11 protein-coding genes are annotated in these 17,324 nt (G+C 37.9%); 1 reads left to right on the forward strand and 10 read right to left on the reverse strand.

Annotation, left to right across the window (positions count from 1 at the left end; all coding sequences use genetic code 11):
* Positions 1–12 precede the first annotated feature (12 nt).
* The 10 genes from JIV24_RS00215 to arcC all read right to left on the reverse strand — a co-directional run bounded on the left by JIV24_RS00215 (position 13) and on the right by arcC (position 16,284).
* Entirely contained in the window at positions 13–660 is a 648-nt protein-coding gene (locus JIV24_RS00215; RefSeq protein WP_200462973.1) for a GNAT family N-acetyltransferase, read from the reverse strand.
* Positions 661–1,071: 411 nt separating this feature from the next.
* A complete protein-coding gene (locus JIV24_RS00220; RefSeq protein ID WP_200462974.1) occupies positions 1,072–3,228 on the reverse strand; it encodes a hypothetical protein in 2,157 nt (718 codons plus the stop codon).
* 473 nt (positions 3,229–3,701) lie between these two features.
* The gene (locus JIV24_RS00225) at positions 3,702–4,877 is read right to left on the reverse strand and encodes an MFS transporter (RefSeq protein WP_200462975.1); all 1,176 of its coding nucleotides are present in this window, start codon (positions 4,875–4,877) and stop codon (positions 3,702–3,704) included.
* Between the two features lie 55 nt (positions 4,878–4,932).
* Positions 4,933–6,219 (reverse strand): MFS transporter, encoded by a 1,287-nt coding sequence (locus JIV24_RS00230; RefSeq protein WP_200462976.1) that lies wholly within the window; start codon positions 6,217–6,219, stop codon positions 4,933–4,935.
* A 417-nt stretch (positions 6,220–6,636) separates the two neighbouring features.
* Entirely contained in the window at positions 6,637–8,337 is a 1,701-nt protein-coding gene (locus JIV24_RS00235; RefSeq protein ID WP_200462977.1) for an alpha-amylase family glycosyl hydrolase, read from the reverse strand.
* Position 8,338: 1 nt separating this feature from the next.
* Entirely contained in the window at positions 8,339–10,345 is a 2,007-nt protein-coding gene (locus tag JIV24_RS00240; RefSeq protein WP_200462978.1) for an alpha amylase C-terminal domain-containing protein, read from the reverse strand.
* A 154-nt stretch (positions 10,346–10,499) separates the two neighbouring features.
* Entirely contained in the window at positions 10,500–10,994 is a 495-nt protein-coding gene (locus JIV24_RS00245) for a hypothetical protein (RefSeq protein WP_200462979.1), read from the reverse strand.
* Positions 10,995–11,203: 209 nt separating this feature from the next.
* The gene (locus tag JIV24_RS00250; protein WP_200462980.1) at positions 11,204–14,065 is read right to left on the reverse strand and encodes a S9 family peptidase; all 2,862 of its coding nucleotides are present in this window, start codon (positions 14,063–14,065) and stop codon (positions 11,204–11,206) included.
* A gap of 111 nt (positions 14,066–14,176) precedes the next feature.
* Positions 14,177–15,178, reverse strand: a complete 1,002-nt coding sequence (locus tag JIV24_RS00255) for an ornithine carbamoyltransferase (RefSeq protein ID WP_200462981.1) — start codon at positions 15,176–15,178, stop codon at positions 14,177–14,179.
* A 125-nt stretch (positions 15,179–15,303) separates the two neighbouring features.
* Positions 15,304–16,284, reverse strand: a complete 981-nt coding sequence (gene arcC, locus JIV24_RS00260; protein ID WP_200462982.1) for a carbamate kinase — start codon at positions 16,282–16,284, stop codon at positions 15,304–15,306.
* A 320-nt stretch (positions 16,285–16,604) separates the two neighbouring features.
* Here arcC and JIV24_RS00265 point away from each other — a divergent pair, with 320 nt between their 5' ends.
* A complete protein-coding gene (locus JIV24_RS00265) occupies positions 16,605–17,285 on the forward strand; it encodes a hypothetical protein (protein ID WP_200462983.1) in 681 nt (226 codons plus the stop codon).
* Positions 17,286–17,324 lie beyond the last annotated feature (39 nt).

Here is a 17,324-nt window from a genome sequence, read left to right on the forward strand (position 1 = left end):
ATTTTAAGCAAACTAATCAGCTCTATTGTTAAGGTTTAACACATAACTTTCACCTTCTAAACGATACCCCATACGCTGAAAATATTTTGAATGCAAAGGATTCAGCTCCGAATAATACAGCGAGTTTACCCCTTCATTTAATAATTGTTGCTTAAACCTTCTTAAGAGGTATTTGCCTGTTTTGTAATCACGATACTGTGGTGTTACATAGTCTAAGATTACTTCGGCAGTTCCGTTTTTATTATCAGATAACAACATGACTCCAGCTACATTCATATCACGCACCGCCATTAATATCTTAGAGGATTCGGCTTGTTCAATCTTAAATTCGGGAAAGAAACGTTGAACATCATCTTTGTGATAGTTTAAAAACAGCCGGAGATACTTATCGGGTTTATCAATGCAAATACCTTCAAACACTTCTTTTTTAAACAACAAAGTTCGCAGATAATACATATTAAACAGGCAAATAATCAGATTCATGATACCTACAGGCAAAGCATCAATATAAAAGCCATAAAATGAGAAGATAGCTGCACCTATCAGGTTAAAAATCCTTAGCTTAACAATAGATGAAAGACTTAGCGAAACTAACACGAGGGTTGATGCCATATAACCAACCCACTCGATGAGCGGTAATTCAAAATAGAGCGTATCCATAAAATTAGGTTTTGTGCACTGTGCACTATTAAAAAGGGTAACGAATTTAATGAAATTATTGAGTATTGAAAGTTATGAGCCTGAATTAGATACAAATAAGCTTAGCTTTCATCAGTATTATCTAAGATATATATGTTGATGCTAAACAATCCTAATAATGACTCGTTAATGCACAATATATTCTATCTTTCAATGAACCTTGAAGCTATCAGGAAAGAAGGAAGAAAACTAATGCTAATTATTAGCTAGAGCTCAATTAGGGGTATAACCAACTAATTCTCTATAAGATGTATCTGCAATACAAACATTAGAGAAAGTAAGCCTACAAAGCATTTCATAAATATGAAATCTTTAGCAAATCACCATTGAGTGCCTATTTAATTTTGGATACATCCCTTGGCTGATGAGGATCTATCCCAGAGCATATTGGATATCTACTTCATTTAAATAGCTCCTTGAAAAATTGACTTTGTAAGAATCTTTAATATCAGGTGGGCCTTCGTAAGTATTTATTAAATGACGGGCATGCGATGAAAGACTTTTTGTCAGCTGTTCGAGCTCGACTTCACTACTATAAATATCATGCACAACTCTTCTCTTATTAGTTGTGAGAATTCCACAAGAGTTCACTGATATCCGTTGATCATCTAACCGTTCTTTGTTTAACCAAAGTAAGTAATTGTCTTTTGCCAGAATAGAATTTGATAATCTATGCTTGCTTCTACGATTCTTTTCACCCAGACTCTTCTGACGACCTATATTATGATAGCTTAATTCTTTATTAACTTTAACATTCAAACTACCTGCTAATAACTTAAACGCCCGAGCTGTCCAGAAATTAGAATTATATGACTTTTTATTTTTACACTTAATGCCCTCCGGATAAACGCTAACAAAATCAATTTGTTCACCTAAATTTTGATTAACATATTTAATACGATCTGAAGACGGTATTCCAGAAGCATTCACATCTTTTACAGAAACATTAAAACCCTCAGGATAGTCAAACGCAAATGAACACACATCACTATTAGTCAAATACTTAAGAGACTTTCTGTATTTCAAATCATTGTTTTTAACAATCAGATTTGATTTTTGATTTCTTTGTGAAACAAGCTTTAATTCTTGTAATGCATAAAAATTATTCGGAACAGCTTTCCAATTAAGTTCGTATACAAATTTCTTAAATAATTTTTCAGCAGTGAAGTTATTAGCTGAATTTTTCAAGTTATTTTCTAATTCAGTTTCTTGATCTTCATTTGTAGAAACTGAATTTGAAGGTAAACCAAACTTAGCATTATCAGCTAAATGCTTATTAACATAATTAACCCCATTTAATTCCCATCCTTTGTTCAAAACAAACAGTGTACTATATACTGCTCTTTCATCCTTTCTTAAGAAATAGAATTTACAGTTATTATTTTCTGGAACACTTTCATGTTCAGAAATATTACCAAAGAAACTCACTACAGAGTTGTATTTTTTGCCATAGGTTAGTACAACACTTTGACCGGAAGTCAACCAGTAATCATCTGAAATGAAAGAGTTTCCATCTTCCGAAACTGAATCAATACAATCTTGATTTGACCATAAACCTCGAGCTTCCTCTTTAGCAAACTCGAATCGAGATAACTCCTTCCTTTCACTTACAAATTCCAAAGGTGATCCTTCGACATACTTATGGGATTCTGTATACAATTCTTTCTTCTCACCATCCAACAAGCTGACTAATTTGTGCTCATCCCTTGCAAGTAATTTCAGATTGTTTACTTCAATTTCCTTTTGTGCAAACTCAATATTATTCTTAATCGAAATCAACTTGGCAGGTTTCCACAACCTTACCTGCTTAACCTTTCCAGCGAAGTTCTTTCCAATAAGTAAGGGAGAAGAACTCATCAACAAATCTCCTCCTACATTTATACTTGCTAATTCATCTTCCTGATAAGCTATTTTTATAATTTCGTCACCATGTTTCTTGAAAGGCTTTCTGCCTAAAGTTTTTCTAAGTGCTTTTCTAAAGGCTGACAGTTCTGTGAACATTTCACCTTTTAAGAGGGAAAGTTTATTGGAGACATTCGGATTGAATTTATTCGAGTCGAACTCTGAGATGTTTACATCATCTATTTGATAAAAGCGGTTCACTGGCTTTTTTCCATTTATGGTAATACCAATATGCCCATCTTTATAATGAGTACTAACCAATACTTTTTCGCCTCTTTCTAAAACATTAGTTGCAATGAACTGGTGGCTGATTCCGTTTACCTTTACTTCAAACACAATGTTTTGCCCATCTTGCCCTAAACGATAACCGTTTGCACCATCATATTTCTCAGCAATTGTACTCTGTTTTTTTATAGAACGAGGCTTTATTATAACATCAAGAACTATATTGTTAGCATCAATTGTATGCAATTCTTCGATTACTGACTTACCTCTTCCTTCGAAATAGTAGCTGACCTTTTTAAAGCCATCCATCATATCCGGCTTATAATCGTCTGCAGAAATTGCAAAGGTTAATACATTAGAAGTAGCGAACAATACCAACACAACCATTATTTTGGTCATCATCTTCTGAATTCTGTATGTCGTTGACTTCATATGCATTTCTTCTGTACTCTTTCTTATCCTAATATTTAAATAACTGTTATCAATTTTTATTCAGCATATATTGCAAACAATACAAGGTCGAATAATATATATTATCACTTTTCCATTAACAATTAAACACTTAGCACAAGTCAATAAATACAATGGATACAGCGCTTCAAACACAAATATTATAAAAATACATAATTCTTCCAATAGCAATATTATAATTCACCTACTCCAATGAACTTGCACGATTTACTATACATTGGTAAACACACTATTAGATCGAAGAAAAAGTTATCAACATGCATCATTTATTTTTTGAAAGCTAAAGAAGACAGGGCTTAGCAAGTATCAACTTCCAATTTTGATATTGGCGATATCTATTTTCCAAACCTCCCCTTTAATTGGAAAAAACCTGAAGAAGAATCTCATGGAAACCATAAAAAAGGCTATTTCCTATCCTTCTCCAATGAGCGTAGGAATAAAAAGATGCTTGAACCCGTCAGCACCATAAAGATGACACCAATAATAACAAAAGCCTGACTGAGTGATAGGCGGTCGGTCATATATCCAAACAACGGTGCTAATATTGAAAAGTTGGCACGAATTATCAGGCTTCGTAATGACAATACTGTCGCTCTGATATCCGACGATGTTATGCGGTTGATATAATCCTTAAGCACTGGTGTCGCAATGCCTCTTGAGAAATAAAAGAACATCAGCACAGGTAGAACATATAAAGAGTGTAACAATCCGGCAGCAATAAAAGCTCCGGTTATCACCAGCGTGGTGCCCCATACAGTTGATTTAGGTCGTAACTTCCGCTCTATTTTGTAAGCAAATAAGGTGGTCATGCCAACCACCAGATTTAATACTGTACTAGCAGAGCCAATATGAATTTCTCTGAATCCGATCTCCTTGAGGTAGAGTGGATACACCCATGCCATGGATAAGGTAGCAGAGCCAATAATGGATGAATAGATAATATTGTAACGAAGGCTTTTATTTTCCACCATGGCATATTTAACCACATTCCAAATATCTTTCCAGGTAGCCTTTTGAGTGCGTGTATACAATTGAGGTTCCACCAGCATAAAGGCAGCCGGCACAGCCAGAAAAGCAATACCTGTTTGAAAAAAGAAGGGTGTACGTAAGCTTATCTCGGCCAATGCACCTCCCATAAATCCAGCAATGGCTTCGCTAAAGTTGCCGACAGAAAAGTTTCGCCCTTCGTATTTCATGTAACTATTCTCCCTACCATCGGCTTTTAAGCTATCGTACAACATCGCCGAGTCGGCACCACTAATAAAGCTTTGACCAACACCCAATATCAATTCAGCCGCTAAAAAAGCATAAAAACCAGAAGTAAAGGAGTAGATGGCAAAACCCAGTGTACCAAGAATACTACCAATGATTAAAGTTCGCTTTCGCCCGAGCACATCCGCAGCATAACCTGAGGGAATTTCGAAGATAACAATGGCAATGCTATATATCGCTTTTAACTGAAATGATTCCTCAACCGTAAAACCTAGATCCTGAAAGAAAAGCATCAGAATTGGCATCGTGAGCATAAACCATTTGGCTATTTTAATGAGATAAAGCTTCGTTATATTGCCGGAGTACATATTGTTTTATTCGTTTAATCGTTGATAGTTCTAAAATTTATATCAGTGGTTTGCATTACACCTCATTCTTTGAAAACCGTTTTTCAGAATAAATCATTAACAGGATAGCCAGAACAAGCAATACCACTCCTACCCCATAGGTAAAGCTAAAACCATACAACTCATACAATTGAATGCCAATGATTGGCGCAAATAAAGCTCTGAATCCTGTTAGAAACAAATGAACAGATTGGTAATCGGCTGCTTCATGCGGCTTGCAAAAATAACTACTACCAATGCCCCAGAGAATAGGCATACTGCCCATAAATACGCCGTTAAAAAAGAGTGCCACTAAAAACAGAAAGTATATTTTATAATTTCCAATTTCGAAATAATAAGGAAAATACTCGGTTAACGCTGTAAAGACAATAAACAACATTAATGAGCCAAAGGTAAGGATACCAAATCGCCTGGGATCACGACTACCAATTAACTTACCAAACAAAGGTAAAAGTAAAATAGCCACAAGGTTAAAAAGGATATTGTACAAAGCCACTGTTGGGTAGTTCACATCCAGTGCTTCCTTATAAAAAATGGTTACCACAGCATGTGTACTCATCCAGGCAAAACCATATAGTATAAAACCGATCTCCAGGTGACGAAAAGGCTTATTCTTCTTCAGTATTTCAAGAATGCGTTTGAATGAATCGCCCAATGCACTCCAAACAGGTTTTGTTATGTTCTCTGCTTTCTGTATAAAATCAATCTTCGTAAGCTGATAGACAGATATCACTCCAAGAATGCCAACGACAGGATAAAACACCTTGTATGAATTTGGGTTAAGGTGCAATAACTCACCCACTAAGAAGGTGGATACCAACACACATACCTTGTTTATGGTAGTGGCATATCCAAAGAGTTTACCAAATATTTCGTGTCGATAGTTACCTTTTAAATACTGGTTGATAGACGGGACTACAGCAATTTTTGAAGTGTGAAACAGCAAAAAAACAGTTAAGAATATCAAGTGATAAACAGGTGCCAATCCTTCTTCGCCCATCACATTTGGAAAAAAGGCAAAACCAACCAATGGAAGTCGTGTGATGATACCTGTAATACGTAAAAAACGCTTTCGATTGGAAAGACGTCGCATTATTTCATTGGCCAGCATGGCAAACAAAAATACCACCATGCTAAACTGAAATAAAAAGGCAAGCTGAACATTCGAACCTTTCAAAGACTTTATGAAGATAAACTCATTGAGAATCAACGCTCCACTGGCAATACCATCGATACTACTATAAAAAAGATGCAAGCGAAGTGTTCGTGCCTCTTGAGTGTTGAGCCCTTTGAAAATATTCATAGCGCGCAAAGGTAAGGGTTTTTAGCAAATTAGCGCATGCGGAGTGTTTGCTCGTCACGGCAATCGCATTTAAGAAATTGTATTTCAACTAAAGCCGTTGAGGCTTCCCCTTTTTGCCTTCAGCCCAAAAAGGGGAGAAAAAGGCCGCCGACTAAAGCACTCGTTTACCCATTATGACATCACTACGGGAAAAATTTAATAATTGACAGCTTGGCATCAAATTTTTCTCCCCTCCGTTTATGTCAATGGGTCCCAAACTGCGTTGCTTATGTCGGTATAACGCAAGGTAAAATTATATTAAAAGTTAAATGCGAATTGCCGTGGTTTGCTCGTCAGAAATTTAGAATACCCTGATCTATCGTGGAGCATTCTCTGTTCCCAAAGTCAGCATATGAACAATGGAACATCCTAATTCCATTACCATTTCATTACCAGTACCGCATAACCATAGCCATTAATCGTCATGTCAACACCTTCATTGATTAATTCTTCACTACCAATGCTAATAACATTACTTGAAACCAAGCTAGAAAACGTAATCTTCACAGGCCGTGGAATATTTAAAGTCTCGAACGCATGCTTGGGAACGATCACTTGTGCTGATTGAGCCTGTTCACTAAAATTACAAACAATCATTAGCTTCTGTGACTGACTATAACGAATGAACGCATAGATCTTTTCACTATTAAAGTGATGATTGTCTTTATTTTGCCACATGACATCGTAAAACAAACCTTCACGAATAGCCGGTTCGGCACATAGCTGGTTGATATCAACATAAGCCTGCCGCAATACGCTTTGTTCGTGAGACATTAACGCACCATCAAAAGCGCCATTATTCATCCACTTCTGATGCTCGGGCATGTTCCAGTAATCAAAAATGGAGGTACGCCCATCATCACCATTATAACCACATGGGCCTTCTCCTCGCTCTCCTACCTCCTGCCCATTATAAATCATTAATGGCCCCTGATGTATAAATGCTGATACGGCCATTGCCGGAATCGCTTTGCGGGCATCATTAACGACAAAGGGCGAAGCAATGCGCTGCTCATCGTGGTTTTCCATAAAACGTAACATGTATTTATCGATACCTGACAGGTTTTGCCATGTTTCAGAAATACTTTTTGCAGGCTTAGTCCCCTTAATAACATCAATTAGCGTATCGTACAAGCCCACTTTATCATAGAGGTAATCAAATTTACCCTTAAATATGTAAGTGTTATACAATTGCGGATTGTATACCTCCGCTACAAATATGAGCCATGGAAAAGCTTGTTTTAATTGTGGTATGACCCAATGCCAAAATTCCACCGGTACCATTTCGACCATATCGCAGCGAAAACCATCAACGCCCTTTACGGCCCAGTAATGCAAAACATCTTTCATTTTCAGCCAGGTATCCGGGATAGGATCAAAAAACTTTTTAATACCATGTGTATAATCAATACCGTAATTAAGCTTCACCGTTTCATACCAGTCGTTCATTCCCGGATAAGCTGTAAAACGATCATTACCTGTAGCCCTGGCAACTTCTTCCCGATAATCATTTTCAGGAAACAATTGCTTTATCTCGTCAGACAGTTGTAATGATTCACCGGGCAAATAATAGAAGTTATTATTGTTGGCAAAGTTTGTATGAACATCATCCTTCTCTCCAAAGTCCTCTACAGACGAAGGTTTCATATCCGATTTATATTCACGAGCCAGATGATTGGGCACAAAATCAATCAGCAATTTCAAACCGCTTTGATGCGTTCTAGCCACCAGCTCTTCAAACTCATCCATCCGTTGAGATACATGAACAGCTAAATCAGGATTAACATCGTAATAATCCTTGATGGCATATGGCGAACCAGCCTTTCCTTTTATCACCAATGGATTGCCATGCTCAATACCTTCATTGGGGTAGCCCTCAACCACTGCATGCTCAATTACACCTGTATACCAGATATGCGTGATGCCCATTTTTTTAATTTCAAGCAATGCGCGATCATTCACATCCTGAAATTTACCACAACCATTCTCTTCCCGACTACCATTTACATTTGGCTGCGTGTTTTTATTTCCAAACAAACGTGGGAACAACTGGTATATAATCACTTTTTGATTCGCCATACTAAAACATCCTTTTTGGGGGTGTATACTTTAAAACGATAGCGGTCCGGCTAGGCAGATACAAATGTACCCGGTGCCTGTTGGACATTTGAGCCTCGGGGCGGGTATAGTAATCAATGCTTTCATCGATTCGATCAAAACCGCCAAATGCTTTCTCATCGGAGTTAAAAACAACATTATACTTTCCGGCAGGCGCCGAAACACCATAAAAAGTATACGATGCTGTTGGATGAAGATTAAAGACAAAAACCAAGTCCTTTCGCTTCAACGCCAATACATGATCACCATCATTGGCTTCCAGACACTCGATGTGTGGCTGGCTTATAAAATCCTCATTTTGCTGTAAAGCAATCATTGCCTTATCAAACGCATCCAGCTGTTCAAAACGAAGCTCAGGATTATCAACCAGGCTCCACTGACGACGCGCATATTTATAGGACCATTCATTGCCTTCTCGCGGAAAGTCAATCCACTCGGGATGTCCAAATTCGTTCCCCATAAAATTGAGATAACCATCGCCAGCACAACAGAAGGTCAGCAAACGAATCAGCTTATGTAAAGCCATACCGCGGTCAACTGATAGACTCTTGTCCTTCTTACTCATGGCCCAGTATATATCTGCACCAACAAGTCGAAAAATAATGGTTTGATCACCCACTAATGCCTGATCGTGGGACTCAGCATAAGAGATTGTTTTTTCTTCGGCCCGCTTATTTGACAACTCATAAAAGATATTTCCAACCGCCCACTCTTCATCCGTTTTATCTTTAATCAGTTTTATCCAATAATCGGGTGTTCCCATCGCCAGGCGATAATCGAATCCGATTCCTCCCTGCTCAATTGGGGTGGCTAATCCGGGATAGGCACTCATTTCCTCTGCAATACTCATAGCATTGGCATTGCACTCTTTAATCAGCTTATTGGCCAACAAGAGATAAGTGAGCGCATCTTCATCCTGCCCTCCGTCAAAATATAGTTTATACTCGTTAAAGCTTCGTTCCAAACCATGATCCAGATATATCATGCTGGTCACACCATCAAAGCGGTAACCATCAAAATGAAACTCTTCGAGCCAATACTTCACATTGGATAACAGAAGATGCAACACTTCGTGTTTGGAATAGTTGAAGCACAGTGAATCCCAAGCTGCATGCTCACGGCGCTCATTATCATGAAAAAACTGATAGGGTGAACCATCGAACAAACCAATGCCTTCGAGTTCATTTTTAACAGCATGCGAATGTACCAGATCCATTATTACAGCAAGTCCCATTCCATGCGCTGTATCAATCAACTCCTTTAATTCATCGGGTGTTCCAAAACGGGATGACGGTGCAAACAAGCTGGATACGTGATACCCGAATGAACCATAATAAGGATGCTCCTGAATGGCCATTAATTGAATGGTATTATAACCAGCTTTTTTTACTCGTGGTAAAATCTCAGCTGTAAATTCCTGGTATGTTCCAACGCCTTCTTTTTCGGTGGCCATTCCAATATGTGCTTCATATATTAATGGCACTTCAACCTTCTTTCGTTGCTTATCATTTTTCCATACAAAATCATGTGAAGGCTGCCAAACCTGTGCAGAAAATAGTTTCGTATCATCATCCTGCACAACACGGGTAGCCCATACAGGTATACGTTCACCACTTCCGTTTTCCCAATGAATTTTAAGCTTATAAATAGCTTTATGCTGAAGTTTTTCACCTTCAACTCGTAACTCAAAATTACCATTGTCGGTTCTTGAAAATCGAAACTCCTCTCTTTCTTCCCACGATGAAAATTCGCCAATTAGAAATATGGCACTAGCAAAAGGAGCCCATTCACGCATTATCCAGCCGTCATCTACCTGATGTAAACCATAGAACTGATAACCATTGGCAAAATCGTATAATGAACGATCACTTAATTTATGTTCTTTATCAATAGCCCGTTGTGTTCGGCTATTAATAACGTCGCTATAAGGCGCAAGAAAATTATCAATATTGGCAATATGATTTGGCATAAGCATTTAATTCAAAGGATTTGAATTGCTGATAGGGAGATATAAATATACGATTAAAATTAGTTGGTAGGCAGTTTTTAATGTTAAAGAATTTGGAAGCAAAAAAAAGCCCCCATCAAATGAATGATGAGGGCTGCAATTCATTATTTGAAATTTAAAAATGAAAATACACAGATAGAGTTAAATTAGTAGCATCAACACCTAAGAATGTGCGTGTTTCATCAAATGCATCATTATCATCATCAATATTGTGATAGGTAAACAACTCTGTTGCAGCTGCCATTGACCACTTTGAATTGAACCAATATTGCATGCCAGGGCGAACCTGAATACGGAATGCACTATAGTTATCACCACCGCCGAAAGCTAAAGCACCATCACCGAAGAATTTGAAATTATCGGTTACACCGAGGTAATAGCGAAAATATGGTTCAATCATCCAATCATCATCACTTATAATTAGGTTGCCACCAACTCCCATCTTTTCATTGAGCATCATTCCCCATTGTGGGCTTAGATTCCAGCCATCGTAGTCACCACCTTCGAAGCCAAAGCCTCCTCCAATCCACATTCCTTTACTTTCTTTTTCCTGGGCTCCGGCAACCATCACTGTCATTACCATCACCATAATCATAAAAACTTTTCTCATAATTTAAAACTTAAATTGGTTAATAATTTACACTTCTTTCTGTTGATCAAAATGAATCGTAATTTAGGTGAAAAAAAATAAATTAGTCAACAGTAAAATATCATTTGTTTATTACCTTTTTATGAAAAGTTTTTAAGAATCAACACCTATCAAACAAAAGCGCCGCAATGATATCATTACGGCGCTTCAATATTTAACTTCTAATTTTATTACTCAATTAAATCATATCCTAGTTCCTTACCTTTTTTAACTGCAGGCACACCATCATGCATCCATACGGGGATAGATTCACCTTTTAAGTAATGATTAAAAAACTGCATCATACGGATACTTAAATCCTTTGAATTCGCTCTTCGTGTTAGGTTATGCTCTTCATCATTATAAACCAGCATCCAAACAGGTTTTTCTAAGCGGCGTAGTGCCATAAAATACTCAATACCCTGATACCAAGGCACTGCTCCATCATTATCGTTATGCATCATTAACAATGGTGTTTCAACCTGAGGCGCAAAGAACACAGGAGAGTTCTCGATGTATTTATTGGTTTTCTCCCATAGTGTACCGCCAATTCGGCTTTGTGTTTTTTCATATTGAAACTGACGACTCATTCCTGATCCCCAGCGAATTCCACCATAAGCACTGGTCATGTTACTAACCGGAGCTCCAGCCATTCCAGCCTTAAACATATTTGTTCGGGTAACCAGATATGCCACCTGGTAGCCACCCCAGCTTTGTCCCTGAATACCCATATTTTCGCGATCAATAAATGAAAAACGATCAACCATGGCCAAACAGCCACTTACGATGGCTTCGTAAGCACAAAGTCCAGGGTCTCCATCGCGATAGAAAATATCTGGTACAAAAATGACGTAACCATTGGACGCATAAAAATTCCAGTTAACGGTTGAGCGACTCGGAGCTGGTGAACGATAGCCGTGTAAATTATCTGAATTACGTTCATAGAAATAAGAAATCATTGGGTATTTCTTGTTCGGATCCATGTTTTCAGGCGTAATTAATAATCCCTGATGTTTTAATCCGTCAGAAGCCACCCAATCAACCAACTGGATATCACCCCAGATGTAATCTTTTTGCTGCGGGTTGGTATTACTGATTACCTTCGAGTCATTCAAATCACCATTACAAACACGTACTTCAGGGTATTTCTCATAAGTTGATTTTCGCCAAACCATCGTCTCTGCATCCTTCGCTTTGCTTGGCGTATAGACACGATAGTCGCCCATCATGATTTCTGAAATTCTTTGACCATTTAAATAGGAGAAACCAGCTTGTTTATTAACATCATTAAAGGTTTCCAATAACAATCTGCTATTTAAATCTATGTAGTCTTCCTCTTTATCCAGTTTTACACACCGGTATTCTGTGGTACTTTTTCTTCCTTCACCATTTGTCAGGCAAACAGCATTTGTTTTGCCCGTTAAATCCAGTTTCCAAATATCGTAGCGATCGTAAACAATAACGAACTTACCATCTGCCGAAAAACCTTCAATACCATAAGCTCTTGCTTCATTTGGCATATCATTCAACTCATCAGCAAAAGCGACATTAGCTCCTTTCGAAATTAGCTTTGTATCGCCGTTTTTTATATTTACAGAATAGTATTGTCCGTCTTGAGGCTTGTAATAAACACCCCATTTTCCATTTTCAGATATATCAGCCTCGCCCGATTGATCGCTTATTAATAATATTCGCTCACCATTTGTCACATCAACTCTATAAATATCGGACGACCAACGACCTGAATAAGTTCGTGCCCAACGATAAGGTTGGCTGTCCCGACCAATGGCAATATTCGAATTACCTTTTTCAAGCACCTCTATAGACTTCAAGTCCTTATCAGCCAACTGTACTAATTGTTTCTTCTTAATGTGATACACACAGTCGTAGGTAGGATCTTTTTCTTGACGTAGATTCTTTTTCTGCATTGGCTGTATGTCCATATCTTTCCAGTTCCATACATCAACATGCGTTTTTTCATCAGACGTTAAGGTATCCTTTGGCTCTTCAAAAGGGCGTTTCCCAGCTTCGAAAAATAGGCGCTCTCCATTTTTTGAAAATCTCAAGCTGCCCTTTGTTCGGGCTGACCATTCGGATGGCAATGCTGCATGCAGGGTATCCACAATCAATGCAGGACTTTTCATCTTAGGTCCGTAATGATATAATCGGTACACTTTAGTTTTGGCAGTATCACCCGAAAAATAAAAAGCACACTGCTGACCATTATAGGCACTGGCAATTTTCTCTATTTTACCAATCTCTTTAAATAGCGTATCAACGGTAAAAGTCTGTGGATTAAAACGAAGTACTTTAGACACTTCAGTGGTGTCGCCAACACTCTGAATCACATAAGCTGCCGAGCCATCTTCAGATAAAGTATAAGATTTTACTTTCTCAAGATATAGGCTGTCCTTATTAGAAGGTCGGTAAAATACAAGTGGCTTGCCTTTCGATTTGAATTCCTTTTTCTTCTTATCAGACTTCGTTTTCTTTTCCTCCTTTTTAGTTTCTTCCTTCTCTGCTTTTTCAGCTTCTACTTTAGCAGTATCCTTTGGCTCCTCTTTTTTCTTTACTTCCTTTTCGAGCACATAAGCCAACCAATCGCCACCTTTTTTAGGAGTACTCCACTTATTTAAGTCTGCAACAACTTTTGTTTCACCGTTTGCTAGATTACGAATAAATAAGCTGTCTTTGGGCATCTTGTCCTTTTTCGTCTTTTTTAGTTTTAAAGAACGAATAGAATCAGCCTGTGGGGACACACGAAAAGCTATAAACTGATTACTCTGTGAGAAAACAGGTGATTTACCACGTGGAATAGAATCCAACTTCCCACTTTTTACATTATATAAGTAAAGGTAAGTATCTCCTTTTTGTGGTTTAATAACGTAGGAAACAAATTCGCCATTGTTAGAAATAACGGTTCCCCGGTCAATCGATTTCCATCCATCATAGACAGATGCATCAAGTTTCTTTTTTTCATCGGCAAAAGATAAGTTGCTGAAAACACAACAAAACATTGCCATTAAAGTAATTTGTACTAAAGATTTCTGCATGATTAAGAATTGTTTAAGGTTTTGAAGATAGAAAAAACACTTTGTAATATCATTGTAAAACAAAAGGCACCTCAAATTAGAGATGCCTTCACAATATTTTGTGGCGATAGATTATGCGCCCAATGTAGCAACCATAACAGCTTTAATAGTGTGCATACGGTTTTCAGCCTGATCAAATACGATTGAAGCTGGTGATTCGAATACATCCTCTGTTACTTCCATACCATCTAATCCAAACTTCTGGAAAATTTCTTCTCCAACTTTTGTTTCACGGTTGTGGAATGCTGGCAAACAGTGTAAGAACTTACAGTTTGGATTACCAGTCGCTTCCATGGCAGAAGTATTTACCTGGTATGGTTTTAATAGCTCTATACGCTCTTTCCAAACTTCGTCAGCTTCACCCATTGATACCCAAACATCAGTATAAAGGAAATCACATCCTTCAACACCTTCTTTTACATCATCAGTAATGGTAATTACAGCACCTGTTTTCTCAGCAATTTCCTGACATTTCTTCACTAGGTCAGCATCTGGCTGTAACGATTTTGGACCTACAATGCGTACATCCATACCCATAATGGCACCACCAACTAATAATGAATTAGCCATGTTGTTACGAGCATCACCCAAGTAAGCATAAGATACCTGATTTAATGGCACATTGCTATGCTCCATCATGGTAAGGAAATCAGCTAAAATCTGTGTTGGGTGGAATTCGTCAGTTAAACCATTCCAAACAGGTACACCTGCGTACTCAGCCAACTCTTCAACAATAGCCTGACCATAACCACGGTACTCGATACCATCGTACATACGACCCAATACCCGGGCAGTATCTTTCATTGATTCTTTATTTCCAATCTGAGAACCTGAAGGTCCTAAATAAGTAACGTGAGCTCCCTGATCCAAAGCTGCTACTTCAAAAGCACATCTTGTACGGGTAGATGACTTTTCAAAAATCAGAGCGATGTTTTTGCCAGTCATACGTGGTTGCTCAACACCTGCATATTTAGCAGCTTTTAAGTCCTGCGCTAATTTTAGCATAAACTTGATTTCTTCCTGTGAGAAATCTAATAACTTCAGGAAGTTCCGATTTTTAAGATTGAATGCCATAATTCTTTGTTTTATTAATTGTTATTTATTTGGTTTCTTGTTAATGCCTGGTGTGCGGTGCATCCTGCTATAATCTCACAATAAATCGCTCACTCCGGTATTCTTTCTTCCAATTTCGAACCGTTTTACTTATCGTGCTTTTTCAAATCAGCCTCTTCGTACTCGGCCGTAATTTTGGTGCCATACGCTTTATCCTGAAGTTTTGTAGCCTCAGTAATGACGCTCATATCACCGCCTCCTTCAACAAACTGAAGGGCTGCATTGATTTTAGGCGCCATGCTTCCTTCACCAAAAGTACCTGCGTTCATGTACTCTTTTGTGTCTTCAACATTTAAGAATTCCAACACTTTTTGATTTGGCTCGCCAAAGTTAGCATAAACAAATGGTACATCCGTTAAAATATAGAAACGATCTGCTTTGATTTGTCGTGCCAATAATGAGTTGGCCAAATCTTTGTCTATTACTGCTTCAATTGGACGAATATCGCCTTTTTCATCAGTGTAAACAGGTACTCCTCCGCCTCCAACAGCAATGACAATGGTTCCTTGTCGTGCATTCTTCTCAATAACTTCCCAGTTACCTACTTCTTTAGGCTGTGGCGAAGGTACCACACGACGGAAACCGCTGGTTGTTTTCTTCTCCTCTTTAAATGTCCATCCTTTTTCCTTGGTTAACTTTTCTGATTCTTCCTGAGAAACAATTTTACCAATGCGTTTGGTAGGATTTTTAAAAGCCTGATCATTCGGATCAACCTCCACAGTGGTCATTAGTGTTAGAACATTGCGCTTAATGCCGTGCTTGTGCATGACATTTTTTAGTGAGCGCTCAATCATGTACCCAATTCCACCTTGTGAATCAGCTACACATACATCAAGTGGCATCTGCGGAATGTTATACATTTGTTCGCCAGCATCGTTGCGCATCACAATGTTACCAACCTGTGGTCCGTTACCGTGCGAGATTACAATGTTGTAGCCCTCTTTTAATAAGAATACGATGTTTTCCAACGTATCTGTAGTATTTTGCTCCTGCTCATCGATAGTTCCTATCTGATTGTCGCGTAATAGAGCATTTCCTCCAAGTGCAATAACTGCTAATTTGCCCATGGTCTTTTAGATTTTAGTTACTTGGTTTATAATAATAGGTCTTCGTTTTGCGATATAACAAACTTTTAGCGATTTAATTCATGATTATTATCACACACTTCGTAGAACCTGTTGTTAAGCATATTTGACAACTTTCGATTTGTAAGCAAACAACCAACATAAAGGACTAATAAGGAATTATATAATCTCCAAACCAAATGGTCAAATATTTTTTTTTGACAAATGAGCTTCATTATACGATTAACGACTCTTGCGTCTAATCATTAAATTATTACTTTTGGCGTGCTGACTGAAAAGGGTAAAAGACAAACTACATCATCATGCGTTACTTACTATATAGTATACTTCTGATAGGCCTATTTGCAGGTTGTGGGTTTAATAAACCTGCAAAAATGGATGCAGGAGTAATTACTTATAAAATAGTATATCCTGAGGAAGTACAGAACAAGGGTTTTGCCGCTTTTCTTCCAACAAAAATGATTAGCACCTTTAAAGATAAAGACTATAAAGTGTCAATCAAAGGTGAACTTAGCTTGTATCAGCTCGATTACATTTCAAGGAATTATGGTGATAGCACTGTGACCCTATTCCGCATATTTGACAAACGCCTGTTTCATGAGCACGATGAGGGTGAGTTTCTGTTTTTATTTGAAACCGTTGAAGAGTCTAGCCTCGAATTTATTGATGAACAAACAAAAGAAATTGCAGGCATTAACTGCAAAAAGGCCATTGTAAATTTCAACAATCCGGATCTACAGAGCATAACAGTCTATTATACCGAAGAGATTTCCTTTAATCGACCAAAAGAGAATAGTCCGTTTGATGACATACCTGGTGCCTTAATGGAGTTTCAACTCAACTTTAAAGGGCTCGAACTAAGCTTTATTGCCGAAGAAATTGATATAAAGAACATCAAAACGGAAGCATTCATGGTACCCGATAACTATGTTGAGAGTGACCATGGTGAGATTGATGAACTTGTAAGCTCTCTTATTCAGTAATCATCATCTAGCTCAAGTTTTTTTATACAACAGATAAGC

The sequence above is a fragment of the Carboxylicivirga marina genome (assembly GCF_016612505.1).
GTDB classification, from domain to species: Bacteria; Bacteroidota; Bacteroidia; order Bacteroidales; family Marinilabiliaceae; genus Carboxylicivirga; species Carboxylicivirga marina.